The sequence below is a fragment of the Roseibium sp. MMSF_3544 genome (assembly GCF_030732845.1).
GTDB lineage: Bacteria > Pseudomonadota > Alphaproteobacteria > Rhizobiales > Stappiaceae > Roseibium.
The window spans coordinates 537,518-564,458 of record NZ_JASHKA010000001.1; the positions used below are offsets into that span (position 1 = coordinate 537,518).

The following is a 26,941-nucleotide window of genomic DNA, read 5'->3' on the forward strand; positions in this document are numbered from 1 at the left end:
TTCTCCCACTTGCAAAATAGTTTGTCAATTATGTCAAAAAACTATTTCCCCAGGAACCCAACTGGCCGACGTCGGCCGGCCGCGCAGGGGTGGAGACGAAATGGGGCTCGTTTGGCGCCGTGCGGGAAAAAAGCACTCGTTTTCCGGACGCTTGTCGGATACCACGGGTCACTGCCCGGTCTTCGCGTCATAGGCGGGATCGACCGAGTGTCCGGTTGAATTGCTTTGAAGGAAGTTGCTTGTGTCTGAAAGATCGTTTCTTGCCGACAAATTACGGGCCGGACAACCGGTCATTACGAGTTGGTGCCTGTTGTCGGCACCGATGGTGCCGGAACTGCTTGCCAGAGCCGGCTATGAGGCCGTGACACTTGATCTGCAGCACGGGATGTTCGATTTCGACGCGGCTGTCGATTCGTTCGCTCTTACTGCTCTTGGCGGCGCACACCGTATTGCCCGCATTCCCGTTGGTGACAATGCGATGGGCAGCCGCCTCGTCGATATGGGCGCAGAATGCATCATAGCTCCGATGATCAATTCGAGAGCAGAAGCAGAGGCGTTTGCCCGTTCCATCAAGTATCCGCCAGCCGGCGAGCGGAGCTGGTCGCCGTACCGGGCGACCATGCTGTCCGGACAATCCAATGAAGAGTACCTTGAAAACGCCAACCGTCAGACGCTCGCCCTTGCGATGATCGAAACACGGGAGGCAGTTGAAGCCCTCGACGACATCCTCTCGGTTCCGGAGCTGGATGGTATCTTTGTCGGACCGAGTGATCTGTCCCTGTCACTTTCACAGGGCAGTGCGCTGGACCCGGATGGTGAAGAGACAGCGCGCATCTGTGGCGAGATCGCTGCCAAGACACGTGAAGCCGGCAAGCTTGCCGGTATTTTCTGCCTCAGCGGGGAAAAGGTGGAGCAGGCCATTTCGCAAGGGTATCGATTGATGTCGCACGGGGTCGACACGATGCTGCTGGATCACGCCGCAAGAAGTGCCTTGGATGAGATCAGTTGGCTTGAGCCAAGCGACGGACCCAAAGCAGGATACTAGGGTACGGACCCATAAATGAAGCCGATTTGGCGGCATAAATGGCGAAATCACGCAAGGAAGCGTGTGAAGAGCGGGCTTTATGCCCGGTCAAGCGCGTTGACGCCGCGAGGTGAAGCCATTTTGCCGTCCTTCGGATTTGGCCGTTTTGACCATCTGCTTCGTCGCGAAAGGCTTGAAAATGAACCACATTTCCTGCGCTTTCGCTCCTTGCCGCTGGTCAAAACGATCCAAACCAAATTGACTTCATTTATGAGTCCGTACCCTCGACTGTCCAAACGCCAAGATCGCGAAACCGGCACCGTGTCAGGTGAGCTGAACTTCCCGGTTATTGGGGAGCGCCGACTTCCACGATGTGGCGATCAGGATCATAGAAGCGGAAGACCCTCTGTCCCCATGACTGGCTCTCAATTGGATGAATAAGCTCGACATGGGGCGAAATCCGATCGAAAGCTTCGTCGATATCGTCGTCTTCAAAATAGAGCACGAGGTTTTGCCGTCCGTACGGGACTGTCTCTGCCGGTTCCTTGCCAAAAACTGTTTGAAACAGCGATTTGCCACAATGAAGCGCAAACCCGTTTGCGAAGCGCACAAAATCCCCGTGATCCTCCAGGACCTCGAGCTTCAAGACGGAGACATAAAAAGCTTTTGAATGCTCAATGTCTCTGACGAACGGGAGCGGATTGACGAACTTCATAGCTGTTTCGTGACATGTCTCAGTGCAACGTCAATCCAGGGTACGGACCAACCATGGCCGTGAGGCGACACTTCGGAACGCCAGGCGATCGAGCAGCAGGCAACGTCATCCGAGCCGTTTCATAAAATGGGCAAAAGACATCATGCCTTCCGGCCAGGGACCATGGCCGCTTTCCAGGTTGATGTGGCCGGCTTCTCCTGCATCCTGAAAGGTTGTCCCCCAGGCATTGGCGAGGTCCTGAGCACGCTCAAAGTCGCAGTAGGGATCGTTGCGGCTGGCAACAACATGTCCCGGAAAGGGAAGGGGGTCGCGGGGGATCGGTTTGAAATCGCCGCCGTCGAATTCTTCGACCAGGCCGTCCCGGTCCCAGTCCGACGGCGCCACGAGATAGGCGCCCTTGACCTTGTCCTTCAGCGCGTGCGTTGCGTGGGCCACCAGGATGCAGCCGAGCGAATGGGCAACAAGAACGACCGGTCTTTCGGCGGCATCCACTTCCTTTTCGAGCGTTTCCAGCCACTCCCGTTTTGTCGGGGCATGCAGTTCGGCCTGCTTAACGACGCGCGCCGTTGTCATCTTGTCGCGCCAGCGCAGGATCCAGTGACCGGGAAGCGGTTGGCCGTAACCGGGAATCAGCAAGATGTCCGTCTCTGAAATTTTCATACCGCACCCCAGGGTTCAAAATCTGTCGGCATCAGGATAGGGGACCGTAAAAACCGTGCGCAAGGGCCCTTGCCCAGCCGGAGCGCCCGTTTTTTTCCGCTTCGCGGCTGGCTGCGTCCCAGTCGTAGGCGAGGATCTTTTCGTGAAAGTTCCAGTTGCCCCCGGTTTTTGTCATCAGGGCGTAGCGGGCGTGAGGGCTGCCGACTTCCATCTTGTGACGTTGGGGATGGTTGTCCTCATAGGACGGCAAGCCAACGCTTCCAGGATTGAGAATTGTCTGGCCCGTCGCCTTAAGCCGGATCAATCGTGGAATATGGGTGTGGCCGCAGCAGATGACGGGTGAACTCTCCTCTTTGATTTCACTCAGCAGGACATCCTCGTCGGGAAGATGCCCTTTCGGACCCTCGACCTTTTCGGTCAGGTACCTGTCGTCTTCCCTGGGCGTCCCATGGCACAGAAACACCTCGTCGTTCAGACGGATGACAGGCTGGGTTGTTTTCAGCCAGTCGAGGTTTTCCGACGACAAGCGTTCAATGCTGAAGCGGTCGGTCGGTCCCATTTTCTCGACCGGATCGTCAAGGAGGTATCGATCGTGATTGCCGCGAACGGTCGGCCAGTTGGTTTCACGCAGGATGGTCCCGGTCTCTTCGGGCCAAAGCGGACCTGAAACGCAATCGCCGAGGTTGACGATGATGTCCGGGCTTTCGGCTTTCAAGTCGGCCAGAACGGCTTCAAGCGCGAGAAGGTTTCCGTGAATGTCCGAGATAACCGCGATTTTCATGAAGAACTCCGGTGATGAGTGTCATTAAAATGTTGGCCTGTTTGACCGATGTCAGTCGATGTATCTGCTCTTTGCGTCCCCGGCCTTGGGCAGGGGTCCATTGCGTCATGCTCAGAACGAGGTCCCGGCTCAAGGCCGGGACAGCGTCAAGTCGAAGACTTTCATTGAAACGAAACGGCCTCAGCTCTCCCCGAAGACGCGCTTGAAAATCACGTCGACATTCTTGGTGTGGTATCCGAGGTCAAAGCGGTCGCGAATTTCGTCTTCGGACAAGTACTTTCGAACGTCCTCGTCGCCCAGCAATTCGGTGAGGAAATCGACCGAGGCGGAGCCGGCGACCTGATAACTGTCCCAGACTTTCATGGCATTGCGCTGTACGAGGCGGTAGGCGTCTTCGCGCGAGGAGCCTGCCTGGGTCAGCGCCAACAGGATGCGCTGGGAATGAACCAACCCGCCGAGGCGGTCCATATTGCCGATCATGCGCTCCGGATAGACCATCAGCTTGTCGATGACACCGGTAAGGCGGGCAAGAGCGAAGTCAAGCGTGACGGTGGCGTCGGGTCCGATCATGCGTTCCACGGACGAATGGGAGATGTCGCGCTCGTGCCACAGGGCGACATTTTCCATGGCCGGAACGGCATATCCACGCACAAGCCTGGCAAGTCCGGTCAGGTTCTCGGTGAGAACCGGGTTTCGCTTGTGCGGCATGGCGGAAGAACCCTTCTGACCTTTAGAGAAGAATTCCTCGGCCTCCAGCACTTCGGTGCGCTGCAGGTGCCGGACTTCCGTGGCGACCCGCTCAATGGAGGATGCGATCACGCCAAGCGTAGCAAAATACATCGCATGCCGGTCGCGCGGGATAACCTGCGTTGACACGGGTTCGGCAACGAGGCCCATGGCCTTAGCAACATGCTCTTCAACACGCGGGTCGATATTCGCGAAGGTGCCGACAGCTCCGGAAATTGCACAGGTGGCGATTTCCTCGCGCGCGGCGAGAAGGCGTTTCTTGCAGCGGTCGAACTCGGCATAGGCTTCCGCCATCTTCAGGCCGAAGGTGACGGGCTCAGCATGGATGCCGTGGGACCGGCCGATACACACCGTATTCTTGTGTTCCATTGCGCGGCGCTTGAGAGCGCCCAGCAGCGCATCCATGTCCTCAAGAAGGATATCGGTCGCCTTGACAAGCTGGACATTGAAGCATGTGTCCAAAACGTCCGAGGACGTCATGCCCTGGTGCACGAAACGGGCGTCAGGTCCGACAATTTCAGCCAGATGGGTGAGGAAAGCGATGACGTCGTGCTTGGTTTCGCGCTCGATTTCGTCAATGCGGTCGATATCGAATGTCGCGTTGCCGCCCTTTTCCCAGATCGTTGCGGCGGCTTCCTTCGGGATGACGCCGAGGTCCGCAAGCGCATCGCAGGCATGGGCCTCGATCTCGAACCAGATACGGAATTTCGATTCCGGAGACCAGATGGAAACCATGTCGGGACGGGAATAGCGCGGGATCATCGCGGGCAAGACCTCATGTGGAAGGGAATATGGCTGCGGCATAGCAGAGGGGGGCGCGTGCTTCAATGCGACGAGGCGGATTTTGCTTGCAGCACCCGGTGACTGTGTGAATTTTTAGGGCTATCCACGTGAACGGCACTATAGGGTACAGACCAATCTATGAAGCCATTTTACCGTCCTTCGGATTTGGTCTTTTTGGCCATCTGCTTCGTCGCGAACGGCTTGAAAATGAACAACATTTCCTGCACTTTCGCTCCGTGCCGCTGGTCAAAACGATCCAAACCAAATCAACTTCATTTATGAGTCCGTACCCTAAAGTTGGAGCTTCATGATGCCAGTCTGGCGCCCGGCAAATTTCATAACGGTGAAGGCACATGCCCTGATCTGGCAGGACGATGCGCTTCTGTTGTGCGATGTGTATGACGATAGCGGACGGGTTACCGGCATGCGGCCGCTCGGGGGCACCGTTGAGTTTGGTGAACCCTGGCGGGATGCCTTGCAACGGGAGTTTCTGGAAGAACTCGGTGCGCGCATCACGCTTTTGGATACACACTTCGTTTTTGAGAACATCTTTGAGCACCATGGGGTGATGGGCCACGAGATTGTCTTTGCGTGCCATGCCCATTTTCATGACAGCAGCTACTACAAGATGGATGCCCTGATTTTTGAAGAAAGCGACGAGACCCAAGCGCTTGCCAAATGGGTTTCGCTTGCGGAACTGGACGCCAAGGGGCTGGAGCTCTATCCCGCAGGCTTGGCTCACCGGCTTGCCGGCGAAAAATCACCTGCCAGCCCGCGCCGTGCCTTGAGCTGAACAAGGTGCGTCGGCTTCCTGACTATGCACTAGCCTTTCTTTTCTCAATTGTTCGCAGCGTTATGGGAATCGACAAAAGCGTCGTTACACCGATAACAAGGAACAGAATTGCGAAGCTTTTCGTTTCGGTATGAAGCGCACTGCAGGCTGCAAGGCCGAGGCTTCCCCCCAGCATTTGAACAGTCAGATTGATGCCGCTCGCCTGACCGTGTTTTTCCTGCGGAACCATGTTCATCTGCACGCGCCTGAGCGGGATAGCGATGCTGGGCATGGAAGCCCCCCAAAGGATCAGAGGAACCAGCGTCCAAAGATAGCTTTGCCACAGGCTGACCAGCGCCAGAAGCACGATAGCCATGCCGTGGATCGCAATGCCGCGGACCATCACCTGACGGGAGCCGAGGCGGTCGGTGGCGTTGCCGACCAGGAGTGACGTGCCGAGCGTCGGCAGTATCGCGATCGAAACTGCAATGCCGGACAAGATAGGCGACATACCGACGGCGTCCTGCAAATACTGCGCGATGAAGACGAAAATCGTGATTTTTTCGAATTGGAAGACCGCGAAGATGATCACGCCACCCCTGAATTCAGGGATCTTCAGCAGCGTCAGGTCCAGAAGCGGTGCAGGGTTCCTGACCTCCCAATACCAGAAGCTTGCCAGAAGCGCGCAGCCGAGGAAAAAGAGGCAAAAGGTTACCGGTGAAAACCAGCCCCAGGACGGGCCCTGCATGACGCTTATGACAAGTCCGAGCAGCGCGATGATGAGAAAAACGGGACCGATCGTATCGAGTTTCGACATCGCGGCAGAGGCCTGCGACTTTCGCTTGTCGTAGGAAGGTGACCATATGCGCCAGAGAAGAAGCACGATTGCGAAAAGGAACGGGATTCCGATCCAGAAGATCATGCGCCAGGAAACCGTTTCGGTCAGCAAGCCTCCGATCAGGGGTCCTGAAGACATAAAAATGGCGCCGACCGTTGTCTGATATCCAAAGGCGACGCCTCGTATTTCCGGTTTGAACGCGGCGGTGATCAGCGCAATCGACGTCGGAAAGATGATCGCGGCACCGATACCCTGAAGTGCTCTTGCTGCGATAAGCATGGTGCCGCTGGAGGCAAGCGCTGCAAGCAAGGATGCGAGCGCGAACAAGGCTGCGCCGATCGTGAAGTAGCGCCTTCTGCTGAAATGATCGCCGAAACGTCCGGCCACGGCGACAGCGCAGGTGAAACTCAGAAGATAGGCGTTCACCACCCAATGGGACGCAGCAACCGACAACCCAAGTTCATCGGTAATGGAGGGCAGGGAGACGGTCACGATCGTCTCATCAAGTACGATAAGACCAAGCACACCGCTCATGGCGCCCAGCAACCACCACTTTCTTTGCTCTTCGAACGCCATTGCAGCCTGTATTTTAAAAATTGGAGCCTAGAACTTGAAGTCAGGTTTTTCCACTGGTGCGTCTTCTGCAAGATCGTATTCGTTGATCTCCTCCAATTCTTCCTCAGCCAGGTATCGGCTGAACTTGTCCTTGTGGAGGCTGAGTCGGTTTGCGAGGAAGTAGACACCGGTTGCCAGAAGCGCGACGGCAACAATATCGGGGCCGAGCGGCACGAGACCCGATCCGCCACCGAAGGATCCCAGATAGGACAGGATCACCAGGCCAAGAAGATAAGGGGCCAGCCAGAGCGCTTCGCGCCAATCCAGACTGTCGAAACCGCCTTGCGAATTACGGACGAGCAGCAGCACCAGCCCAATGGCCAGACAGAGCCCGAGATGGGTCATCGTATCCCATCCGCTCCAGTAGATGATCAGGCTGGCGACGATGAAAGCGAGGCAGCCCGTAAAAGGTGCCGCAGGCAGAAAAAACGCCCTCGGCGTGTTCGGCAGAAGGCGCCGGAATGCCAGAACGGCGATCGGACCGACGACAAAAGACAGCACGATCGAAGAGGTGTTCAGAGCGATGACTTCCCGGAACGGCAGCGCAACGAAGAAGATTGCCGCCACGACAAAGTTCACGAGCAGCGCAAACAGCGGCACGCCACGTTCCGACAGCGTTTCCATGAATTTCGGGAAGAGGCCGTTTTGCGCCATTGCGAGGCCGAGCCGTGCGTTGGAGCCGACGGAGACAAGGCCCGACGCAAAGCTGGAAATGCGGGCGCTGGTGTCCAGGATGCTCACGATCCAGAGCGCGCCGACCGCGGTTGCGAGTGAAGCCATTGGACCGAGCTCTCCGGCAAAATGAAGTTGCGGCCAGCCGCGTTCAAGTTGTGCATGATCCAGTGCGCCCAGAAACGCGATTTGCAGGCCGCCGTAGATCACAAGACAGACAACGAGGCTGAGAACCAGGGCAAGCGGCACATTGACTTTCGGATTGCGCGCTTCCCCGGCCATGTCGATGACATGACGGAAACCGATCAGAGCGAAGATCACGCCCCCGGTGGAAATGGCCGACAGAATGCCTTTCAGGCCTTCCGGCGCAAAACCGCCGTAGTCGCTGAAATTACCAAAGCGGAACTCGGAGGTGAGGATGACGGCGGCGAGCAAGGCAGGAACGACGATCTTCACCCATGTGAGAGCCGTGTTGATGCGGGCAAAAAACTTGACGCCGAAGGCATTCAGGACCGTGAAGACCAGCAACAACAGGCAGGCGACCGCCAGACCGCCGACCGACAATTGACCGCCGGGCAAATACAGCCACGGTGCGAGGCTTTGGGAATAACGCAGAACCGCCTCGACTTCGATCGTGGCTGTGGTGTTGTAGCCGATCCAGGCCGTCCACCCCATGGTCATGGAGACAACCGAGCCATGGGAAAAATGCGGGACGCGGCCAATGCCGCCCGGGACAGGCAGGATAGCGGCGATTTCAGCAAAGGTTGCCGCCAGCAACAGCATTGCAAAACCACCGACGACCCATGCAATCATGGCCGAGGGACCCGCAGCCTGTGCGGCAAGCAGGGGGGCAAACAGCCAGCCGGAGCCCAGTATTCCGCTGATGGCGACAAAGGTCAGGCTCAGCAGACCGATGCTGCGCTGCATATGTGCCAATACGTCCCCCCAAGACTCCATACCTCTTGAACAAACCTTAGCCGAGGCCGGGTCTCAGCGGGAAGAGCGGTTAGGGCATCATTGCGAAAGATTTGATCTGGCTGTGTCGTCGCGCTCGCTTTGACGCCCCGAACTTGGACGGCAGAAGGGCAGCCGGGTCAAGTAACCTGAGCGGCTGCCGAGCGGATCGCAGAGATGTTTGCAGCGTAAGCCTCAGTTGTGCCGCCCTTGAACACTGCCGAGCCGGCGACCAGCACGTTGGCACCGGCAGCGGCAACAAGAGGGGCCGTTTCCGGCGTCACACCGCCATCGATTTCAAGGTCGATCGGCCGGTCACCGATCATGTCCCTGATACGGCGGGTCTTTTCGATCTGGGAATGAATGAATTTCTGACCGCCGAAGCCGGGGTTGACCGTCATGACCAGAATGAGGTCCAGCCGGTCCATGACATACTGAAGAACGCTTTCGGGCGTCGACGGATTGAGCGAAACACCCGCTTTTTTTCCAAGGCCGCGAATTGCCTGCAGCGTCCGGTCGAGATGAGTGGTCGCTTCCGCATGCACCGTGATGATGTCTGAACCCGCCTTGGCAAAGGCTTCCAGATAGGGGTCGACCGGTTCTATCATCAGGTGGGTGTCGAAGACGCTGTCTGTGTGCGGCCGCAGCTTTGCAATCACATCCGGGCCGAAGGTGATGTTCGGCACGAAATGCCCGTCCATCACATCCAGGTGGATCCAGTCGGCCCCCGCATCGATGACATCGCGAACTTCCTGCCCAAGCTTGGAGAAATCAGAGGCGAGGATCGAGGGGGCGATTGTGATGTCGCGCGGCATGATTGTCTCCCGAGGCGGCCGAAGGCATCAGACGTGACGTTTTGTGTGTCGATGCCGCGCTAACACTTATGACCTTCAAGGGCAAGTCAGCTCATACCCACTCAATCGGTTTAGACCTTCACAGCCGCCCGGTTATCGCCAGATATCTGCGATCGGGGCCTTCGAAACCGAGACTTTCCATTTGGATCAGAACGGCAAAGACCGGTGGGGCTTCGCGCGGAAAATAGGTGAAGAACCGTTCGATCCTGTAGGCGAAGGGGCAGCGCCGGCTGTCGGGCACGATGGTGTCATTGTTCAAGGTCCGGGTAATGCCGTTATTGACCATGGTCAGACGAAAGCCCTTTGTCGCCACATCGTAGCTGGCGCATTCCGTGTTTTCCAAGGGGTGCTCGGTGAGTGTCAGCTCGACCGGCGTTTCACCCGACAGGAGCGGCAGTCTGGGAGACACCAGCATCTTGTGCGGATTGGAGGTCAGCTCCGTCGGCGGGTTGAAGGCAACGGTGCTGCCCTTGCCGACAATGCCCTTTGCATCGAGCAGGGTTTGGGCTGTGTTGAGATTTTTTGCGCGTGTCGCAACAAGGAAAGTGTCTTCATCATAGCCACCTTCCTCGCTCACCTCGTCGCTCCGCCGGATGGGGGAGGGCTTCACCCACTTGTCTGCGATAACGTCCAGCACAAAGATCTCCGAATAGGGGAAGCCGGACCCGTCCTGCACGCCGTATTGTTCAAAGGCAAAGTAGTCTCCGTGCTTGGAAAAGCCGTAAATCTCGAGACTTGCCGTGTCGCCCGCCTGACCCGGCGAGAGCGAAAGGGAGAAGAGCAAAGCGGCGGCCAGTGAGCCCAGAACACCGGTTGGTGTCTTTCGCAACAATCGTGACAGCGCTTGCATTTCATTCTCCTTCGACAATAAGCATCTTCGTCGGGAACAAAGCACATAAGACCATGAATTCAGGCCTGTGGCGTCACAGAATTCGCGTTTAACCGGCAGAAAACTCTCACAAACGGCTTTAAAAACATCGGCAGCAGGTAGATCGGAAACTGACCGACGGCAAACCAGAGCCAGGTGAATTCAGGCAAGGTTCCACCAAATGCGGCAACCATGAGCCCCATGTTGCGGGTCCCGCAGGTATGGGCGACCGCGTAGGCATCCTCGCGCGAGGCAGGTGAAAACAGGATCAAGGACAGACCGATCTGGACCAGCGCCAGACAGAAGGTAAGTCCGGTTATCCAGAGCGTGTAAAGCGGTTTGGCGGCAAAACTCGCCGCAACGCCATCCATTGCAGCAATTGCAAACACCAGCAGCAGCAGAACGTTGGCGCCGCTGATCTGGTGCGCGCTGCGCGCAAGACGTTCACGGCCCGCCAGCCGCCTGAGAATTGCCGCCAGCAGAAACGCACCCACGAGCAGAAGGGACAATTGGACCGCCAGGCTTCCCACGCTTAAGGGAAGCGAGGGGCCAAGCATCAAACTGCCGATAAACGGCGCTGTGAGCGGCGTCACGATAAATGCCGCGACCGAAAGCGCCAGGCTGAGCGTGCCGTCGAGACCGAGCAAGTAGATGAAAGCCGGTGCCGCCATGACGGGAGGCGCTGCAGTTGAAATGTAGAGCGCGAGAACAACGTCCGGTCCCAGTGCCGCAAGGCCCAGATACTTGATAAGCAGATAGGTCAGGAGCGGTGCGCCCAGCATCATCCAGATCAGCGCCGCAATCAGCAGTGCCGGCCGCTTCAAGCGAAGCTTGATGGCTTCCTGGTCCACCCGAAGAAAGGCAAGCGTCAGAAGCGAGAAGACGGAAATCGTCAGAAAAGGGCGAAGATAGGATGACAGCGCAGGAAGCGCCATGCCGATGAAGACCGTCACGGCCAGGGCTGCCGTTCCGTGCCGACCGATAAATGCCAAACCTGCCCCGAGCAATCGAATCATCTAAGGTTATCTCCCGAAGCCGCAAGGTCAGGCAGGCTCCTTGGGCTACTTATAGGAACCGGAGCGGGGTTACCAGACAGATTGCTGTCTCCTCATCAACTCCGGCAAGGGCATGGCAAAACAGGCAAGGCAACTCAAGTCTTTCGATATCATCGTTCTGGGAGCGGGGATCGTCGGCGTTTGCACGGCCCTGCATCTGCGCAGGCTGGGCCTTGAAGTTGCTCTTGTCGATCGCGGGCACCCCGGTGAAGAAGCTTCGTTTGGCAACGCGGGCATTGTTCAGTGCAACGGCTTTACCCCGCATGCAATCCCCCTGCGGCCCCTGGAGCTGCTGGGAATAGCTCTCGGACAATCAAGCGCCGTCTCCTTTGATTTTGGAACGCTTGTGCGGCTGTTGCCCTGGCTGCGGCGATATCATGCAGCCAGCATCGGGCGCGGCGCAGAAACTTATTCCAGGGTGATCGCTCCCTTGAGGGCGTTCGCAGTGCAGGATCATCTGGACATTGCAGAAGCGACGCTGGCGGACCGGTTTTATCGAAAAGGGGGCTGGCTTCATCTCTACAGAAGCGAGGCGGGATACCAAAAAAGCGAGACCGAGCATCATTATGCCCGGGTTTTCGGCGTCAGTTATGACGAACTTACACCCGCTGAACTCAACACACTCGAGCCGGGGCTGAACGCGAACAGCGCGCGCGCCGTCCACTGGACACAAAGCTGTTCCGTCTCAAATCCCGGCGCCGTGGTTGACGCTTTCTGGCGTGGCTTTGTCCAGGATGGCGGCAGTTACATCCGGGCGGATGCGAGAAAGCTGGAACCCCAGCGAGGAGGCTGGAGCCTTGAGGGCGAACTCGGATCCATCTTTGCTCCCCAGGCGGTCGTTGCCCTGGGCGCATGGTCGGCGGACCTGCTGAGCGCTCTCGGCGAAGATTATCCCCTTGTCGCCAAACGGGGCTACCACATGCATTTCCAGCCAAGGCAAGGCGTTTCGCTGTCAAGACCGGTGGTGGACGTCGAAAACGGGTTCGCGCTTACTCCGACCGAAAACGGCATTCGTCTGACAACCGGTGTGGAGCTTGCGGAACGCGACGCGCCTCCCAACCCCAAAATCGTCAAACTCGCGAAACGCCGGGCAGGGGAAATCTTTCCGCTTGGCAGGGCGCTGGAGGAGGAACCGTGGATGGGATCTCGGCCCTGCCTTCCCGACTCTCTGCCCGCCGTCGGACCGTCACCGACGATCCCGGGTCTCTGGCTCAATTTCGGCCACGCCCACGATGGCTTTACGCTCGGCCCCGTTACCGGACGGCTTCTGGCGGAGCAGATTGCAGGCAAGGGACCGGTCCTGGACATTTCGGGTCTCGCGCCGGCAAGGTTTTTCGACTGATCCCGCGCCAACGAAGACGGATTTCTGAGCAACACCCCCAAGCACGACGCACTCACGCTGTCGGCCTGAATTGCCAATCTGCCGTCTGGATCATGGAAGATCTTTAATTTGCAACTTTTTCACCAATTCCCATCTCGGGCTCAGAAGCTGGCGAATTGCCGGCGCAGCCTGGAGACAGACATGTTGCATTCCAAAATCGGACGCCTTGCAAGAACAGGGCTTTTGTCATCGGCCGTTATTGTCGCAAGCGGTGCGGCAGCATTTGCGCAGATTCAAGCCGGCGACACGATCGGAACATCGGTCTCAGACATAGCACGTTCTCTTGAGACCAATGGCTATGACATTCGCGAGATCGAGGTAAAGAACAACCGCATCGATGCCGACGTCACGCTGAACGGCATCAAGCTCGAAATCAAGGTCGATTCGACTTCCGGCGAAGTGATCAAGGTCGAAAACGACTAGCGGCACGAAGCAAGACAGATTGTGTGTGTTTTGTCCTAGTTTTCCCGGAGCGGCAGAGCGACGGTATCCTTGACCGTGTTAACAACAATGCGGGACTGGACGTCCGAAACAAGCGTGTTGTCCAAAAGCTTCAAGCGCAGAAAATTGTCGTATGTCTTGATGTCGTCGGTGACCACCTTGATCAGGTAGTCGACTGCTCCGGTGATGCGCTCACATGTGACGACTTCGGGCCAATGATGCACCAGCTTGTCGAACGTCTCCATATTTTCCCGGCTCGGCACGGCAAGCTTTACGAAAGAATAGGCGACAAAGCCGAGACCAACGGATTCCCGGTCGATTATCGCAGTGATCTGGCGGATGATGCCCTGTTCCTTGAGGCGTTTGATCCGCCGCCAGCAAGGTGTCTGGCTCATGCCGGCCTCTTTCGCGACTTCCGCGATCGAGAGCGATGCGTCCCTCTGCAAGACTCGGAGAACACGAATGTCGGACGGGTCGAGAAGATATTTATCGGTCATTGGCTATTTTAGGAATTTTTGTGCGGTTTGCGGGTCATTGCCCGTGACGATAGCACAGAAATTGCCCGCGAAAAGGATGATATTACTCATAGAACTGGTTGCGGGGAGGCGCAGCCGCAAAGAACCACGTTTCTGGAGGACGCCGAATGAACGTTCATATGCCAACCGTGAGCCTGGACGACAAGTATGTCGCGGCAGAAGGACAGGTGTATCTAACGGGTATTCAGGCGCTTGTCCGTCTTTTGCTGGACCGGGCCAGGCTGGACCGGCAGGCTGGATTGCAGACCGGTGGCTTTGTATCCGGGTACCGTGGTTCGCCGCTTGCAGGCTACGACACCGAACTTATGCGGGCAGGTCGGCATCTTGATGCCCATGATGTGATCTTCAAGCCAGGTGTAAACGAAGAACTTGGTGCAACCGCCGTCTGGGGCAGCCAAAAGCTGCGCGGAGAAGGCGGCGTTGGCCGTCCTACAGACTACGACGGCGTGTTCGGCGTCTGGTACGGCAAGGCGCCTGGTGTCGACAGGGCCGGTGATGTCCTGCGCCAGGCGAATGCATCCGGTACCGACCGCAATGGCGGCGTGCTCGCGCTTGCAGGTGACGATCACCTCGCCAAATCCTCCATTTTGCCGGCGCAGAGCGAATTCTTTTTCGAGCATGCCGAGATTCCGGTGCTCAACCCCGCGGATATTCAGGAGGTGCTCGACTACGGTCTGCATGGCCTTGAGATGTCCCGTTTCACCAGCTTGTGGACGGCTCTGATCTGTATCGCCGATACGATGGATGCTTCCGCAACGATCAATGTTTCGCCAGACCGATTGCGTCTGATCCGGCCGCTGGACGGAGATCCGCGCAAGGACTATCGCCAGAACCGCGACCTGTTGCTTGGCAACCGGCTGGAAACTGAGCGCCTTGTTCGCGATCTGCGGATACCGGCAGCCCAGAACTATGTCCGTACCAACGGGTTGGATCGTGTCACGTTCGGCACGCGCGGCCAGGTCAAGCTCGGGATTGTCGCTTCCGGCAAGGCGTATCGTGACCTCTTGCAGGCGCTGAACCTCATGGGCGTTACGGAAGACCTTGCCAAGGCGATCGGGCTCGCTGTTTACAAGGTTGCCATGACCTGGCCCATGGAACCGCTTGGCTTGAGGGAATTTGCACGCGGTGCAGAGCGCCTGCTGGTCGTTGAGCACAAGCGCGCCTTCATGGAAACTCAGATCAAGAACATCTCCTATCACTGGCCGGAAATGAGCCGCCCAGAAATCTGGGGCAAGCGGCGTCCGGACGGTTCACCGTTCCTTTCGGATGTTCTTGAACTCTCGGTCGCCGAACTGATCAAGGGCCTCATGGCCTGGCTGCCGCAGGAATTGGTGACGGAAGACATGGGTGCGGTCGCGAACCGGATGACCAAGCAGGTCATGTGGGCGCAGGGTCACGCAGAACGGGCCGCACGCATTCCCTATTTTTGTTCCGGATGTCCGCATTCCACGTCAACCAAGACCCCGGAAGGCTCACGCTCCATGCCCGGCATTGGTTGTCACGCCATGACGGAAATGGCGGGCCGCACGACCGAAGGTCAAATCGCCATGGGAGGCGAGGGTGTCCTCTGGGTCGGTCAGCAGCCATTTTCGGGTGACACGCATGTCTTTGCCAATGTGGGTGACGGGACCTATTTCCACTCCGGAATCCTCGCTATCCGCCAGGCACTCGCGTCAAATGTGCCGATTACGTACAAAATCCTCTACAACGACGCCGTTGCGATGACCGGCGGTCAGAAAGTGGACGGCCAGCTGACCGTACCCCAGATCACCCGTCAGCTCGAAGCGGAAGGTGTCGAGCGGATTGCGGTCGTTTCGGAAAATCCGGAAAACTTCGGGTCTTGGACACCGGTTGCGCCGGGCACGAAGATCCATCATCGCGATGAGCTGATGGACGTCCAAAAGGAGTTGCAGGACTTCAACGGCGTCTCCGTCATCGTTTATGATCAGACCTGCGCTGCGGAAAAACGCCGGCGGCGCAAACGCGGCCAGTTTGCCGATCCGGACATGCGGCTTTTCATCAACGACCGGGTCTGTGAAGGATGCGGCGACTGTTCGGTGCAGTCCAACTGCCTTTCCGTTGAACCGCTCGCAACACCTTTCGGTGAGAAGCGGGTGATCAACCAATCCAGCTGCAACAAAGACTTTTCCTGCATCAAGGGGTTCTGTCCGTCCTTCGTTGAAATCGACGGTGCAGCCCTGCGCAAACCCCAAAAAGCGGATGTGGATGTCGACGCGCTTGTTGAAAGCCTGCCGCAGCCGGTGCTGGCGTCGCTCGATGAAACCTACAACGCACTCGTTGCCGGGATCGGCGGCATGGGCGTCACCACGATCAGCGCGGTTCTGGCAATGGCGGCGCATGTGGACGGCAAACAGGCCTCGACCCTCGATATGACCGGCCTGGCGCAAAAGGGCGGGCCGGTGACGTCGCATATCCGCTTCGCCTCCAGCGACAGATCAATTGAAGGACCGCGTGTGCCGACGGCGAGCCTCGATCTGATGCTCGCAAGCGACATGGTTGTTGCCACCAATGCGGACCAGCTTGCACTGGCGCGCCGCGGTCACACCGTGACGGTTGCCAACACGAAGGTGGCGCCGACCGCCGAGTTCGTGCTGAAACAGACACTCTCCTTTGACGAACAGCGGATGGATACGGCACTTCGCGAAGCGTCAGGTGCTTATCAGGCAATGAACGCAGCTGATATTGCCGAGAAGCTTCTGGGTGACGCCATCTATGCAAACATGCTTCTTGTTGGAATGGCATTCCAAAGTGGCGCGCTGCCGATCTCCGATTACGCGATCGAAACCGCGCTTGAACTAAACGGCGCGGCAGTTGCCAATAATGTCAAGGCGTTCCGGGCAGGGCGCGTGCTTGCTGCCGAGCCGGCGAAACTGTTGAGTGCCCTTCCTGCCGAGGTGAAACCACAAAGCTTCAGCCTCGACGGCAAGATCGCGTTTAACGAAAGAGAACTCACCGCTTATCAGGATGCCACCTACGCGGCCCGGTATCGTGATCTCGTTGAGAAGGTGAAAGCTGCAGATGAAGCGCATGGGCCGGGAACCATGCGGCTGACACAGACCGTTGCAGACATGCTCTTCAAGGTTATGGCCTACAAGGATGAGTACGAGGTTGCGCGCCTCTACGCCGACCCGGCATTCAAGCAAAAGATTGCCCAGCGGTTTGAAAACCCAAGGAAAGTCAAGGTTCACCTCGCTCCTCCGATACTCGCGCATCGCAAGGACCCGAAAACCGGGTGCCCAGAGAAAATCGCTTTCGGTCCCTGGATCTTCCGCGCTTTCGGCATTCTGGCAAAGTTCAAGGGAATGCGGGGTAAATGGTACGACCCATTCGGCCGGACGTCGGAGCGCAAGGCGGAGCGTGAGCTGATCTTGCAATACACGAAAGATATTGCGGAGGTTCTCAATCGCCTGCCAGACAGCAATTACGGCCTTCTGGTCGAGCTGGCACGCGTTCCCGATCTTGTGCGCGGGTTCGGTCCGGTTAAGGAGGCAAACCTCAAGAAAGCTGCCGACAAGCGAGAGGTGCTTCTGGATCAGCTGAACAAGACGGACAGTGACGGAGGCGACAACCGCAACATTGCCGGTACGTTTCTGGAAGCAGCCGAGTAGCCATCAATACCGAAAGTGAGCTTGGAACATCGGCGCCTTTGGCGCCGATTTTGTGTTTCAGGACCCAAATTTGTCTGAAGCGATCAGACCACAGAAGTTGCCCCTGACTACGCTCATGGAGAGGGCGTCCAGACCCTTGAAGCACTCGTGCGTTGCGGTCGCATTTGCCCGGGATATGGCGGTTTTTCCCCGAAAACCTGCCAAGGTTGTGAAATCGCCGGTAAATCCGAGAAAGCAACAAAAATTTTTAGATCGAATTTACAATTTTTTTCCTGTGTGAAACCTGGTTGCTGCAACGTGAGTTGCAACCGACTTTGCTTATAACTTTCAGGGAGTTATTGTGTATGCATACGAGCTTAATCGAATTTTCGGAAAATTTTCTACAAAGACGATTACATTCCCGACGATCGTTTTCGGCTCTTCTTTAGTACTCAGATCCATTTTCGATACCAATGCCGCGATGGCACCAAACCTGAAAGCTGGTATCGAAGCATGAGTGAAGCGTTGAAAACAGAACTGGTGAACTTTTCTGAGCTTACCGGTGAAGCTGGAAGCGCCCGCAGGGCGGAATTGGCCCGGCATGTCGCCACACTTTTTGCCCTCACCTCGGAACGGTGTTCGGATGAGCAGGTCGGCATCTACGACTCGGTTCTCTTTCGCCTTGTCGACATGGTCGAGGCGGAAGTTCGCAAATACGTGGCAGAGCAGATGTCCGGTTTGCGGCGCGGACCGCAGGACACCATCCGCCGACTTGCTGATGACGAGATTGAAATAGCCGAGCCTATCCTCGTCCGGTCAACCATTTTGAACGACGAAGATCTGATCGCGATCGCCGAAAAACGCGGCAACTCGCATCGTTATGCAATTGCACAGCGCGAAGTCCTGTCCGAAAACGTGACCGATATCCTGGTCCAGGAAGGCGACCTGAAGGTGAAACGCAAGGTGGCGAGCAATGACGGCGCCAGCCTTTCCGACACGTCCATGCAATCCCTTATCAGCGACGCGGCTTCGGACGCGACCTTGCAGAATTTCTTGAGCGATCGCGGAGATCTCGCCGAGGCGCATATTGCCAGTCTTGTTGCGATCGCCAGCGATGAGGTGCGCAAAAAACTGCGGGAGTCCGGACGGACCGAAGAAGCCGAACTCGTGGGCGAGGCGGCCGACATCGCGGCAAAACACATGTCCAACCAATACTGGCTGGGACGGTACGATTTCGAAACGGCCAAGAGCCGAGTGCTCCTGCTGGCCAAGCGCGGCATGGTGAACGAGGCGGCGCTTCGCCGTTTCGCCTCCGAAGACCGGTTTGCCGAAGTCGTCGTGACCTTCGCCTATCTGGTTCGCTGTGACGTGGAAGAACTCAGCCATTGCATGGTCAGCGCGAATCCCGAGGCCTTCATCATATTGGCCAAGGCCTACGGTTTTTCATCGATCTCCGTGGGGGCATTGCTTTCTATCGGTCCGTGGCGCCACCGGCTGACACCCGAAGTGCGGAGCGAGGCAATGGCGCAATTCAGCCGGTTGAGTGTTGCCGAAGCCAAACGCAAGATGGCCCATTGGAACAACGACGTCGTCGGTTGAACATTTAGGCGGACATCTATCGGAAAACGTCAGGCCCGGCATATTGATGCCGGGCTTTTTGCTTGCCGGCTTTCGGATGATGGCTGACTGGTTTCTTTAAAAAATTGCGGAACCGTGCTTAACAGAGGCAACAACAATAACTTCGACTCGTACGGGGCTGAAATGCATTCCTCTGTAACCCTTTTCCCTCCATCCCGTTTGCGCGCCTTCATGACATACCTTGCGGCCGGGCTTGCAACGCTCATTGTCGCGGCCCTCTTGGTGTTTTCGTTCGCAAACAAGCCGGCGCAGGCCCAGGGGATCACCGGCGTGATCAGCGGAATGGAGTCGGAGAGCGACGCGGAAAAGTCCGATACAGACGGTGCGGCTGCCGCTGCAACGGAAACGTCCAGCGCCCACGTTGAGCCTGAAGAAGAAGGGGACGGTTTCGTTCAGAATGTCGACGAGTTTGTCGATCACGCTGTTTCGGCGCGGGATGTCTTCAAGAAGATCCTGGGCGAAATTCCGGTCATCCATCAGACGATGCTCACGACGCTCAAGGCAGAAGGTGAGGACAGGGGACTGAACTGGATTCCAGTTGCCCTGATCGACATCGCTGCCGGTGTGATTTTCGGTATTCTGGCCATGACGCTGCTGGGGCGCTGGGGGCGCCGTCAGTTCAGAAACAGCTACAGGTCTGACGTTATCAGCAGGTCGGACAAGATTGTTTATCTGCTGTTGCGGGCGATCCTGATGATCGTCGGTGTGGCTTTGTTCTTTGTCGTCGCCGTGATCATCTATCTGATGGTCGGCTCCGGTCTGGAAGCTGCCAACGAAACAGCGCTTGTCGTGTTCGGCGTGCTGGCGGCCTTCATGGTGTTTCGGATCATCTTTCTCAACCTGCTAGCGCCGGATGCAGACAGCCATCGGCTTCTGAACATGTCTGGCGAGGAAGCCAATGGTCTATACCGCGCGCTCCTTGTCGGCAGCGCCATCTCGCTTTTTTCCATCGGCTTCTGCCTTTGGATGGAGCGGCTCGGGCTTTCGGAGGATGCACACAAGATTGCCCTGATCGGCGCATCCGCGTTGTCGATGATCATCCTGATCGGAATTTCAATTGCCTACCGCAAAGTAATTGCAAGGCTGATCCGCGGGGATGAGGACGGCGCCGTTCCAATGTGGCGCAAGGTTCTGGCAAATATCTGGCACTTCGCAGCGATCATCTATTTCGTGATTGCCTGGGGGATCTCCGCAGTACGGATCTTGCTGGATCTTCCGGATGCGACCGGGCTTGTGGGGGCACCGTTGCAGGTGATGCTGCTGGCTGCGATCGCTTACGGGATCCTGATCCTGCTCATCGACAAGTTCCTTCTTCCCCGGCTCGACACGCCCGATGCGCAGGCGAAAATCGTTGAAGACATCAAGCGCGCAGAAGAAAGCGAAGGAACCGAAGACGACGCGGAAAGTGCGCTGGCTCAGGCCCGTGCCGAAGCGGCCGACCGGGAAGCGGAAAGGTCGCCTTTCCGCGACCTGTTTGACCGTGGAGCGTCGATCATTGTCCTCTTCGGATCGTTGGATTTGCTGGCTGCGATGTGGGGCGTTCCCTTGGCGGGCAGCAGCTCCCTGATAGGGTCCTTTGTCGAAGTCCTGCTGGTGATGTTCCTCGGCTACATGGCCTATGAAGCGGTCAAGATCGTCATCGACCGGCAAATCGCCAAGGAAGCGCCTGCTGAAAAGGACGAGGAGGCCGAGGTTGGCGGAACCGGCGAAAGCCGGATCGCAACGCTTCTGCCGATCTTCCGGAACTTCCTCTTGATTACGATCGTCGTGATCGCCGCAATGGTTGTGCTGTCGGAGCTTGGCGTGAACATTGCCCCGCTCTTTGCAGGTGCCGGTGTGGTTGGTCTGGCCATTGGCTTCGGCGCGCAGACGCTCATTCGCGATATTTTCTCAGGCGCTTTCTATCTGCTCGATGATGCCTTCCGGAAAGGGGAGTATATCGATATCGGCAGTGCCAAGGGGGTTGTGGAAAAAATCTCGATCCGCTCGATGCAGTTGCGCCACCACCGCGGCGCGCTGACTACGATTCCGTTTGGCGAGATCCAGCAGGTTGAGAATTTCTCGCGCGACTGGGCTGTCATGAAGCTCGCCTTCCGGGTGACCTACGACACGGATGTCGACAAGATGCGCAAGCTCATCAAGAATTTTGGCAAGGAGCTTCTGGACGACGAGTATTACGGGCCGATGTTCCTGGCGCCTCTGAAGTCGCAAGGCATCTTGTCGATGGAAGATTCGGCCATGATCGCGCGGGTCAAATTCACGACCAAGCCCGGCAAGCAGTTCGAGCTGCGCAAGGTTGTTTATGCGGGGCTGCGTGACCTTTTCGAAAAGAACGGTATCAAGTTCGCGCATCGCCAGGTGACTGTGCGCGTGGCCGGTTCAGACGGTGAAAACGAACAGGTCTCTCCCGAAACTGCCCAGGCAGCGGCCAGGGCCGCCGTTCAGGCTGCCGCGGCCGCCGGCGGCGGCGGTGCCGCAGGGATTTTCGATCCAGACGAAGCGGGCAGCGATCCTGCAGAAGAGCAGCTTTAAACACTGTCTTGGAAGGAGGCGCGGGCTTGCTCGCGCTTCTTTTGCCGGGCGGGGCGCAATTCCATGGACCTTGAGAATGAAATCCGATATCGGTCCCGCAGACTATCCAGAGCCCTTTAGACAGGACCGGAATGCGGATCGGATTTGACGCCAGAGCCATAAACGAACGTGGGATGAGCGTTGCTCTTTATGACTACGCGATTGGCGTGCAGGAAATCTTGGGCCATGAGGCCTTCGTCTATTACCTTGAGTCCAGCAGCGACCCGTCGGTCGTCGAGAAATTCCGCAAGTCCTTGCGCGTTGTTCCGATCGCACCCGGCATGAATGAACGCAAGGTCAGCGAAGGGGACAAACTGGATTTTTGCTACTTCATTCGAGACGGACGTGAACGGCCTTTGAATATCAGTGCGAACCGCAACGGTGTTCACGCGGTATTCCGGCACTTCGAACCTCATGGCGATGTCTACGCCTATGTTTCCGATTGGCTTGCCGAGTGGATGACCGGCGGGCGGGCTCCCGCCGTACCGCATATTGTTGATTTGCCCGAACCTGCCGGGACCCTTCGCTCCGACCTCGGTATTCCCGCGGACGCGTTCGTGGTCGGGCGCTATGGCGGTTTCGATCAGTTTAATGTGCCGTTTGCTCTGGACGCCGTCGGCAGCGCACTTGAGCGCCGGTCGGATCTCCACTTTCTGTTCGTGAATACGGAAAAGTTTATCGATCACCCGCGCGCTCGCTTTTTGCCCCCGATTGTCGCCCCCGAGGAAAAGACACGTTTCATCGCAAGTTGCGATGCTGGTCTGAATGCGAAGAAGATCGGTGAAAGCTTTGGCTTGGCGATTGCCGAGTTTCTCTATTTCGGCAAACCCGTTTTCAGCTGGGCAGGGGGCATGGATCAGAACCATGTCCATATGACGCCGAAATCGGAGTGGCTGTACCGAACACGGGGTGACCTTTTGCGCCTGCTGACCGGCTATGCTCCCGATCTGAAGGATATGGATCTGGCGCGCGCGTCCGTTGCACCGTATAGACCCGAAGCCGTGATGAAGCGGTTTGATGAGGCTTTCCTGTCGGGATCCTATTCGGCGGCTGATCTTCGGCTTCCGGCGAGTTTCACGGCGAAGCGGTTTTTGCAGGAAAAAGCGCTTCGGGGAAAATTCAGGTTGTGGAAGAGCCTTTAGGAAACGTCTTGAACAATGATGCTGTACGACTGCTTTGTATTTCACAACGAGTTCGACCTCTTGGAAATCCGCCTGCGGGAGATGGCAGCAAGCGTCGATCGATTTGTGCTTGTTGAAGCAGACCAAACACAGCGCGGATCACCCAAGCCATTTTATTTCGACGAGAACCGGGACCGGTTTGCGCCTTGGGCTGACAAGATCATTGATCTGCAGGTCCGCTTTCCGGAGGAGCTCCCGGCGGCGCTGGGCGTTTACAAAAACCGGCGGCAAAAAGACTGGGAACGGGAGAATTACCAGCGGAACTGTATCGCCCAGGCGCTCGAGAACTGTCAGCCTGACGACCTTGTTCTGCTCTCGGACGTGGACGAAATAGTGCGGGCTCCCGTCCTCGCGGATGTGCTGGCAAGGCGTGTATTCAAAAACAGGCTGCTCGTCTTTGAGCAAAGTCTGCACAAACATCATCTCGACCGGATCGTACCGGGCAAGACATGGCTGCTTGGCTCGCGAATGATCGAGCGCAAATACCTGACCACACCGCAGCAGTTGCGCCGGACCAAGGCGCGCATGACAAAGAAATCCTATATTCCGGATTTTGCCGCTCAGCCGTTTTTAAGGGTCCGGAACAACAACTTGTCCGGTATCAGCAAACCTGTGAAAATCATTCCGGATGCCGGCTGGCATTTTTCTTCAATGGGCGGCTTGGAAGCCTTCAAGACCAAACTGGAGTCGGTCGTACACGGTCAGACGGTGGATACCAGCGATATCCGCAAGCTTTACGAACGCGAACTGGTCGGAACAGAGCTTATCCCGTCAGGCGATCTTCCCGCCTGCGTTCAGGACGGCACGTTCGACCATATGCTGGCTGGCGCTGCCGCTCCTCTTCAAGAGGAATGATCTCTGCGGCCTTTCGCCTTTGCGCCGTGCCACGGCGATAGGGATATGTTTCCAATTCCGCGCGCGAAAGGCCGAGATCCTCAAGCACGCTGTCTGGTTCAGATCTCACCAACCGGTCTCTTTCTTTGACAAATCGCCTGCGGTTTCGCCACTCGATCCAGAGCGTTCGAAGCAGGCTGAAGATAGATTTCTTGTGAGAAACAGGAACAGGTTTGTGCGCACTTACGAACGTGGGCTCAACCTCCGGCAGAACCAGAGCGGAGCTTTGTCGGCGTGACTTATTCTGCAATTGCGCGTGATTTGGATATTTTCTCATGGTGCCAACCCTGAGCGTTGCCTGGGTCTGTCCGACAATGCCGCCAGATGGCTTCAATGTCGAAGGAGAAATTTTCTCTCTATTGTGAGTAATGATCACAACCTCCTTCTGCGAGTTTGCGGTAGTTTCAACGTCCAGACCGACAGGAGAGACCAGCATGAAATTGCCACCGCTCAACGCGCTTCCCGCTTTTGAGGCAACGGTGCGCCTCGGGTCCATGAGTGCAGCCGCAGAGGAGCTTGGACGGACGCATGGAGCGGTAAGCAAACAAATCGCGCATCTATCGGAAATGGCCGGCTTGCCATTGTTTGAAAAGGTTGGGTCAGGTGTTCGCCCGACCGAGGAAGGGGCTTTGCTTGCAAAGGCAGTGCAACCTGCCTTTCAGGAGCTTGAAAGTGCCTGGAGAAACCTCAAAGCGCGCTCGCAGAGCAACAGTCTTGATATCGGCGTCAGCGCGACGTTTGCTATGCGCTGGCTGATGCCGCGTATGCCCCGGTTCTATCAGCGCAATCCGGAGGCGCAGGTGAACTTCAAGATGACCGGAAAATCGCGCATAACGGACCCGGAAGCCGATCTGATCCTGACGTGGGACAGGCTGCGCTGGGACTTCGGCGACCGCGAAGACATCGAGCGTCTTGGAGATGTTGCCTTCGGGATTGTTCATGCGCCGGGCCTGAAAACGGAAATTCAAGGGGACAAAATCTCGGTTGAGCGCCGATGCGTTCAGGAACTCACCGGAGATGTCTGGGGAGAGTACGCGCGGCGTACCGGTATCCAGATAGAGTCGAAATCGAGCCGGGCCTATCCGCATACATTTCTTGTCATAGAGGCAACCCTTGCAGGGTTTGGCGCCGCGCTGGTCGAAAAACGGCTCGTTGAGGAGGAACTGGCGGATGGAAGGTTGGTTGCGCCGTTCGGATTTCACCGGATCGAGAATGGTTTCGGCGCCATCGTGACCGGCCGCCAGCCGCAACAATCGCTTACGCGTTCTTTTCTGGACTGGCTGATAGAGGAGGAAGAAGAGTTCAATTAGTCGATTTCAGACCAAATCGCGTCGCATTTGTTTCTATTGCTTGCATCGATCTGATGATTGATATAAAGATATCTTTATATCGACATTGATGCCTAGGAAGCATACGGCTGAGTGCATGACTGAAGAAACGACCCTTTCCGTGGAAGACACGCTGACCGCCCTCAGGGCAGTCGGCGAAACAACGCGACTTCGGCTGATCGCGTTGCTGGCGGAAAGCGAACTGACCGTAAAGGATGCCACCGCAATTCTTGGTCAAAGCCAGCCGAGGATTTCCCGCCACCTTAAACTGCTTGCCGAAGCCGATCTGATCCGGCGGTTTCCGGAAGGGTCCTGGGTCTACTACCGACTTGCCGATGGCCCGGAAGGCGAGCTTGTGCGTGGTCTTGTCGAACGCATTTCGAAGGACGATCCGGTCCTGTCTGCCGATCAGGAACGCTTTCGGGCAATCCGCAAGGCGAAAGCGGAAGAAGCTGCTGCCTACTTTGCTGCGCGCGCGCTTACCTGGGATCGCGAGCGTTCGCTTCATGTATCTGAAGAAGACGTGGAAGCGGCCATGCGCGCGGCGCTTGGCGACACACCGTTTCAGTCCTTCCTTGATCTTGGCACCGGAACCGGCCGCCTGCTTGAGGTTTTTGCAGACCAGTATACCTCCGCGCTCGGGGTAGATGCCTCTCACGACATGCTGGCAGTGGCCCGGGCAAATCTTGCCAAGGCTGGCCTTGGCAATGCGCAGGTTCGCCACGGCGATGTCTATGCACTGAATGTGCCGCCGCGTTCCTTCGATGTTGTCGCGATCCACCAGGTTTTGCACTTTCTGGACGAGCCATCCCGCGCGCTGAGCGAAGCGGCGCGCGCGCTGCGCCCGGGCGGCCGCCTGATGATCGTCGACTTTGCTCCGCACGAGCTGGAATTCCTGCGTGACAGCCATGCGCATCGCCGGCTCGGCTTCGCCCATGACCAGATGGAGCGGTGGCTGGAAGCGCTTGAACTCGATCTGGAACAGGTCACGGACCTCGTTCCCGGTGAAGACACCGACAACAACCTTACCGTAACGCTTTGGCTTGCCCGTGATCGGCGTGTCGTCACTGACTGGCCCGCGCGCGACACGTCCCGAGAGGTCGCCTGATATGACTGAATTCTCCTCCCGTTTATCCCACCAGGCTGCACCGTCGCCTATCACGGCGTCCTTTGAGTTCTTCCCGCCGAAATCGGACAAGATGGCGGAAACGCTATGGAGCACTGTTCAGCGTCTGGCGCCGCTCAATCCGTCCTTTGTCTCTGTGACCTATGGTGCAGGCGGATCGACACGCGAGCGGACGCATCGCACGGTCGAGCGTATTCTGACGGAAACCGACCTCAGCCCGGCGGCCCACCTGACCTGTGTCGGTGCGTCGCGCGAAGAGGTCGATGCGATCGTCAAAGACTACTGGGATCTTGGTGTCCGCAGCCTGGTCGCTTTGCGCGGAGATCCGCTTGAGGGGATCGGCAGCCGCTATGTGCCGCATGGAAACGGTTATGCCTATGCGTCCGATCTGGTTGAAGGGATCAAGAGAATTGCCAATTTCGACATTTCCGTTTCCGGCTATCCGGAAAAGCACCCGGAAAGCGGAAACTGGCAGAGCGAGATCGACAATCTGAAGCGCAAGGTGGATGCGGGGGCCGACCGGATAATCACCCAGTACTTCTTCGACAACGACGTTTTCGACGAGTATCTGGACCGGATTGCTGCGGCCGGGATCAACATTCCGGTGGTGCCGGGGATCCTGCCGATCCACAATTTTGAACAGACCATGGTGTTCTCGGCCAAATGCGGCACATCGATCCCGCAATGGGTCGCGCGCCGGTTCGCCGGGCTCAAGAACGATCCGGAGACACGGAAGCTGGTCGGAGTTTCGATTGCGTGTGAGCAGGTCATGGATCTGGTCGACCGGGGTATCAGCGACTTTCACTTTTACACCATGAACCGGGCCGACCTGACCTTTGCGATCTGCCACATGCTCGGCATGGGACAGCACGAACCGGAAAACCTGGCCGCCTGAAAGG

22 protein-coding genes are annotated in these 26,941 nt (G+C 57.3%); 12 read left to right on the top strand and 10 right to left on the bottom strand.

Annotation, left to right across the window (positions count from 1 at the left end; genetic code table 11):
* Positions 1–241 precede the first annotated feature (241 nt).
* Positions 242–1,045: an HpcH/HpaI aldolase/citrate lyase family protein gene (locus tag RBB47_RS02425; RefSeq protein ID WP_305984130.1), complete on the top strand. Its 804-nt coding sequence runs from the start codon at positions 242–244 to the stop codon at positions 1,043–1,045.
* 325 nt (positions 1,046–1,370) lie between these two features.
* Here the strand turns inward: RBB47_RS02425 and RBB47_RS02430 are convergent, their stop codons facing one another.
* The 4 genes from RBB47_RS02430 to purB all read right to left on the bottom strand — a co-directional run bounded on the left by RBB47_RS02430 (position 1,371) and on the right by purB (position 4,689).
* Complete coding sequence (locus RBB47_RS02430; RefSeq protein ID WP_305984131.1) at positions 1,371–1,739, bottom strand: VOC family protein; 369 nt, start codon at positions 1,737–1,739, stop codon at positions 1,371–1,373.
* A gap of 105 nt (positions 1,740–1,844) precedes the next feature.
* Entirely contained in the window at positions 1,845–2,399 is a 555-nt protein-coding gene (locus RBB47_RS02435) for an alpha/beta hydrolase (protein WP_305984132.1), read from the bottom strand.
* A 31-nt stretch (positions 2,400–2,430) separates the two neighbouring features.
* Complete coding sequence (locus tag RBB47_RS02440; protein WP_305984133.1) at positions 2,431–3,180, bottom strand: metallophosphoesterase; 750 nt, start codon at positions 3,178–3,180, stop codon at positions 2,431–2,433.
* A gap of 180 nt (positions 3,181–3,360) precedes the next feature.
* On the bottom strand, positions 3,361–4,689 hold the full coding sequence (purB, locus tag RBB47_RS02445; protein WP_305984134.1) for an adenylosuccinate lyase: 1,329 nt from the start codon (positions 4,687–4,689) through the stop codon (positions 3,361–3,363).
* 331 nt (positions 4,690–5,020) lie between these two features.
* Here purB and RBB47_RS02450 point away from each other — a divergent pair, with 331 nt between their 5' ends.
* Positions 5,021–5,503, top strand: coding sequence for an NUDIX hydrolase (locus RBB47_RS02450; protein WP_305984136.1), 483 nt, complete (start codon positions 5,021–5,023; stop codon positions 5,501–5,503).
* 22 nt (positions 5,504–5,525) lie between these two features.
* Here the strand turns inward: RBB47_RS02450 and RBB47_RS02455 are convergent, their stop codons facing one another.
* The 5 genes from RBB47_RS02455 to RBB47_RS02475 all read right to left on the bottom strand — a co-directional run bounded on the left by RBB47_RS02455 (position 5,526) and on the right by RBB47_RS02475 (position 11,299).
* The gene (locus tag RBB47_RS02455) at positions 5,526–6,896 is read right to left on the bottom strand and encodes an MFS transporter (protein ID WP_305984138.1); all 1,371 of its coding nucleotides are present in this window, start codon (positions 6,894–6,896) and stop codon (positions 5,526–5,528) included.
* A 27-nt stretch (positions 6,897–6,923) separates the two neighbouring features.
* Positions 6,924–8,534 (bottom strand): APC family permease, encoded by a 1,611-nt coding sequence (locus RBB47_RS02460; protein ID WP_305984139.1) that lies wholly within the window; start codon positions 8,532–8,534, stop codon positions 6,924–6,926.
* A gap of 167 nt (positions 8,535–8,701) precedes the next feature.
* Complete coding sequence (rpe, locus tag RBB47_RS02465) at positions 8,702–9,376, bottom strand: ribulose-phosphate 3-epimerase (RefSeq protein ID WP_305984140.1); 675 nt, start codon at positions 9,374–9,376, stop codon at positions 8,702–8,704.
* Positions 9,377–9,494: 118 nt separating this feature from the next.
* Positions 9,495–10,265: a DUF2259 domain-containing protein gene (locus RBB47_RS02470; protein WP_305984141.1), complete on the bottom strand. Its 771-nt coding sequence runs from the start codon at positions 10,263–10,265 to the stop codon at positions 9,495–9,497.
* 59 nt (positions 10,266–10,324) lie between these two features.
* A complete protein-coding gene (locus RBB47_RS02475; protein ID WP_305984142.1) occupies positions 10,325–11,299 on the bottom strand; it encodes a sodium:proton symporter in 975 nt (324 codons plus the stop codon).
* Positions 11,300–11,411: 112 nt separating this feature from the next.
* On the opposite strand from RBB47_RS02475, the gene RBB47_RS02480 reads away from it, so the two are divergent.
* Both RBB47_RS02480 and RBB47_RS02485 read left to right on the top strand, forming a co-directional pair.
* A complete protein-coding gene (locus RBB47_RS02480; protein WP_305984143.1) occupies positions 11,412–12,680 on the top strand; it encodes an FAD-binding oxidoreductase in 1,269 nt (422 codons plus the stop codon).
* 180 nt (positions 12,681–12,860) lie between these two features.
* The gene (locus RBB47_RS02485; protein ID WP_305984144.1) at positions 12,861–13,142 is read left to right on the top strand and encodes a PepSY domain-containing protein; all 282 of its coding nucleotides are present in this window, start codon (positions 12,861–12,863) and stop codon (positions 13,140–13,142) included.
* Positions 13,143–13,177: 35 nt separating this feature from the next.
* Here the strand turns inward: RBB47_RS02485 and RBB47_RS02490 are convergent, their stop codons facing one another.
* Positions 13,178–13,657, bottom strand: coding sequence for an Lrp/AsnC family transcriptional regulator (locus RBB47_RS02490; protein ID WP_248159419.1), 480 nt, complete (start codon positions 13,655–13,657; stop codon positions 13,178–13,180).
* Positions 13,658–13,803: 146 nt separating this feature from the next.
* Here RBB47_RS02490 and RBB47_RS02495 point away from each other — a divergent pair, with 146 nt between their 5' ends.
* The 8 genes from RBB47_RS02495 (at position 13,804) to metF (ending at position 26,937) form a co-directional block, all read left to right on the top strand.
* Positions 13,804–17,325, top strand: coding sequence for an indolepyruvate ferredoxin oxidoreductase family protein (locus RBB47_RS02495; protein WP_305984145.1), 3,522 nt, complete (start codon positions 13,804–13,806; stop codon positions 17,323–17,325).
* Positions 17,326–17,817: 492 nt separating this feature from the next.
* Positions 17,818–18,903, top strand: a complete 1,086-nt coding sequence (locus tag RBB47_RS02500; RefSeq protein WP_305984146.1) for a DUF2336 domain-containing protein — start codon at positions 17,818–17,820, stop codon at positions 18,901–18,903.
* Positions 18,904–19,113: 210 nt separating this feature from the next.
* Complete coding sequence (locus RBB47_RS02505) at positions 19,114–21,474, top strand: mechanosensitive ion channel domain-containing protein (protein ID WP_305984147.1); 2,361 nt, start codon at positions 19,114–19,116, stop codon at positions 21,472–21,474.
* Positions 21,475–21,647: 173 nt separating this feature from the next.
* The gene (locus RBB47_RS02510; protein WP_305984148.1) at positions 21,648–22,655 is read left to right on the top strand and encodes a hypothetical protein; all 1,008 of its coding nucleotides are present in this window, start codon (positions 21,648–21,650) and stop codon (positions 22,653–22,655) included.
* A gap of 15 nt (positions 22,656–22,670) precedes the next feature.
* On the top strand, positions 22,671–23,549 hold the full coding sequence (locus tag RBB47_RS02515) for a hypothetical protein (protein WP_305984149.1): 879 nt from the start codon (positions 22,671–22,673) through the stop codon (positions 23,547–23,549).
* Positions 23,550–24,022: 473 nt separating this feature from the next.
* Positions 24,023–24,898: a LysR substrate-binding domain-containing protein gene (locus RBB47_RS02520; protein WP_305984150.1), complete on the top strand. Its 876-nt coding sequence runs from the start codon at positions 24,023–24,025 to the stop codon at positions 24,896–24,898.
* 115 nt (positions 24,899–25,013) lie between these two features.
* Positions 25,014–26,024, top strand: coding sequence for a metalloregulator ArsR/SmtB family transcription factor (locus RBB47_RS02525; RefSeq protein WP_305984151.1), 1,011 nt, complete (start codon positions 25,014–25,016; stop codon positions 26,022–26,024).
* Between the two features lies 1 nt (position 26,025).
* Positions 26,026–26,937 carry a methylenetetrahydrofolate reductase [NAD(P)H] gene (gene metF, locus RBB47_RS02530; RefSeq protein WP_305984152.1) on the top strand — a complete coding sequence of 304 codons (912 nt, stop codon included), beginning with the start codon at positions 26,026–26,028 and terminating at the stop codon, positions 26,935–26,937.
* Positions 26,938–26,941 lie beyond the last annotated feature (4 nt).

Excerpts from the sequence above, each read along its gene's own strand:
- RBB47_RS02430 (WP_305984131.1), bottom strand. The coding sequence starts at position 1,739 with ATGAAGTTCGTCAATCCGCTCCCGTTCGTCAGAGACATTGAGCATTCA.
- RBB47_RS02435 (WP_305984132.1), bottom strand. The coding sequence starts at position 2,399 with ATGAAAATTTCAGAGACGGACATCTTGCTGATTCCCGGTTACGGCCAA.
- RBB47_RS02440 (WP_305984133.1), bottom strand. The coding sequence starts at position 3,180 with ATGAAAATCGCGGTTATCTCGGACATTCACGGAAACCTTCTCGCGCTT.
- purB (WP_305984134.1), bottom strand. The coding sequence starts at position 4,689 with ATGATCCCGCGCTATTCCCGTCCCGACATGGTTTCCATCTGGTCTCCG.
- RBB47_RS02450 (WP_305984136.1), top strand. The coding sequence starts at position 5,021 with ATGCCAGTCTGGCGCCCGGCAAATTTCATAACGGTGAAGGCACATGCC.
- RBB47_RS02455 (WP_305984138.1), bottom strand. The coding sequence starts at position 6,896 with ATGGCGTTCGAAGAGCAAAGAAAGTGGTGGTTGCTGGGCGCCATGAGC.
- RBB47_RS02460 (WP_305984139.1), bottom strand. The coding sequence starts at position 8,534 with ATGCAGCGCAGCATCGGTCTGCTGAGCCTGACCTTTGTCGCCATCAGC.
- rpe (WP_305984140.1), bottom strand. The coding sequence starts at position 9,376 with ATGCCGCGCGACATCACAATCGCCCCCTCGATCCTCGCCTCTGATTTC.
- RBB47_RS02470 (WP_305984141.1), bottom strand. The coding sequence starts at position 10,265 with ATGCAAGCGCTGTCACGATTGTTGCGAAAGACACCAACCGGTGTTCTG.
- RBB47_RS02475 (WP_305984142.1), bottom strand. The coding sequence starts at position 11,299 with ATGATTCGATTGCTCGGGGCAGGTTTGGCATTTATCGGTCGGCACGGA.
- RBB47_RS02480 (WP_305984143.1), top strand. The coding sequence starts at position 11,412 with ATGGCAAAACAGGCAAGGCAACTCAAGTCTTTCGATATCATCGTTCTG.
- RBB47_RS02485 (WP_305984144.1), top strand. The coding sequence starts at position 12,861 with ATGTTGCATTCCAAAATCGGACGCCTTGCAAGAACAGGGCTTTTGTCA.
- RBB47_RS02490 (WP_248159419.1), bottom strand. The coding sequence starts at position 13,657 with ATGACCGATAAATATCTTCTCGACCCGTCCGACATTCGTGTTCTCCGA.
- RBB47_RS02495 (WP_305984145.1), top strand. The coding sequence starts at position 13,804 with ATGAACGTTCATATGCCAACCGTGAGCCTGGACGACAAGTATGTCGCG.
- RBB47_RS02500 (WP_305984146.1), top strand. The coding sequence starts at position 17,818 with ATGAGTGAAGCGTTGAAAACAGAACTGGTGAACTTTTCTGAGCTTACC.
- RBB47_RS02505 (WP_305984147.1), top strand. The coding sequence starts at position 19,114 with ATGACATACCTTGCGGCCGGGCTTGCAACGCTCATTGTCGCGGCCCTC.
- RBB47_RS02510 (WP_305984148.1), top strand. The coding sequence starts at position 21,648 with ATGAGCGTTGCTCTTTATGACTACGCGATTGGCGTGCAGGAAATCTTG.
- RBB47_RS02515 (WP_305984149.1), top strand. The coding sequence starts at position 22,671 with ATGATGCTGTACGACTGCTTTGTATTTCACAACGAGTTCGACCTCTTG.
- RBB47_RS02520 (WP_305984150.1), top strand. The coding sequence starts at position 24,023 with ATGAAATTGCCACCGCTCAACGCGCTTCCCGCTTTTGAGGCAACGGTG.
- RBB47_RS02525 (WP_305984151.1), top strand. The coding sequence starts at position 25,014 with ATGACTGAAGAAACGACCCTTTCCGTGGAAGACACGCTGACCGCCCTC.
- metF (WP_305984152.1), top strand. The coding sequence starts at position 26,026 with ATGACTGAATTCTCCTCCCGTTTATCCCACCAGGCTGCACCGTCGCCT.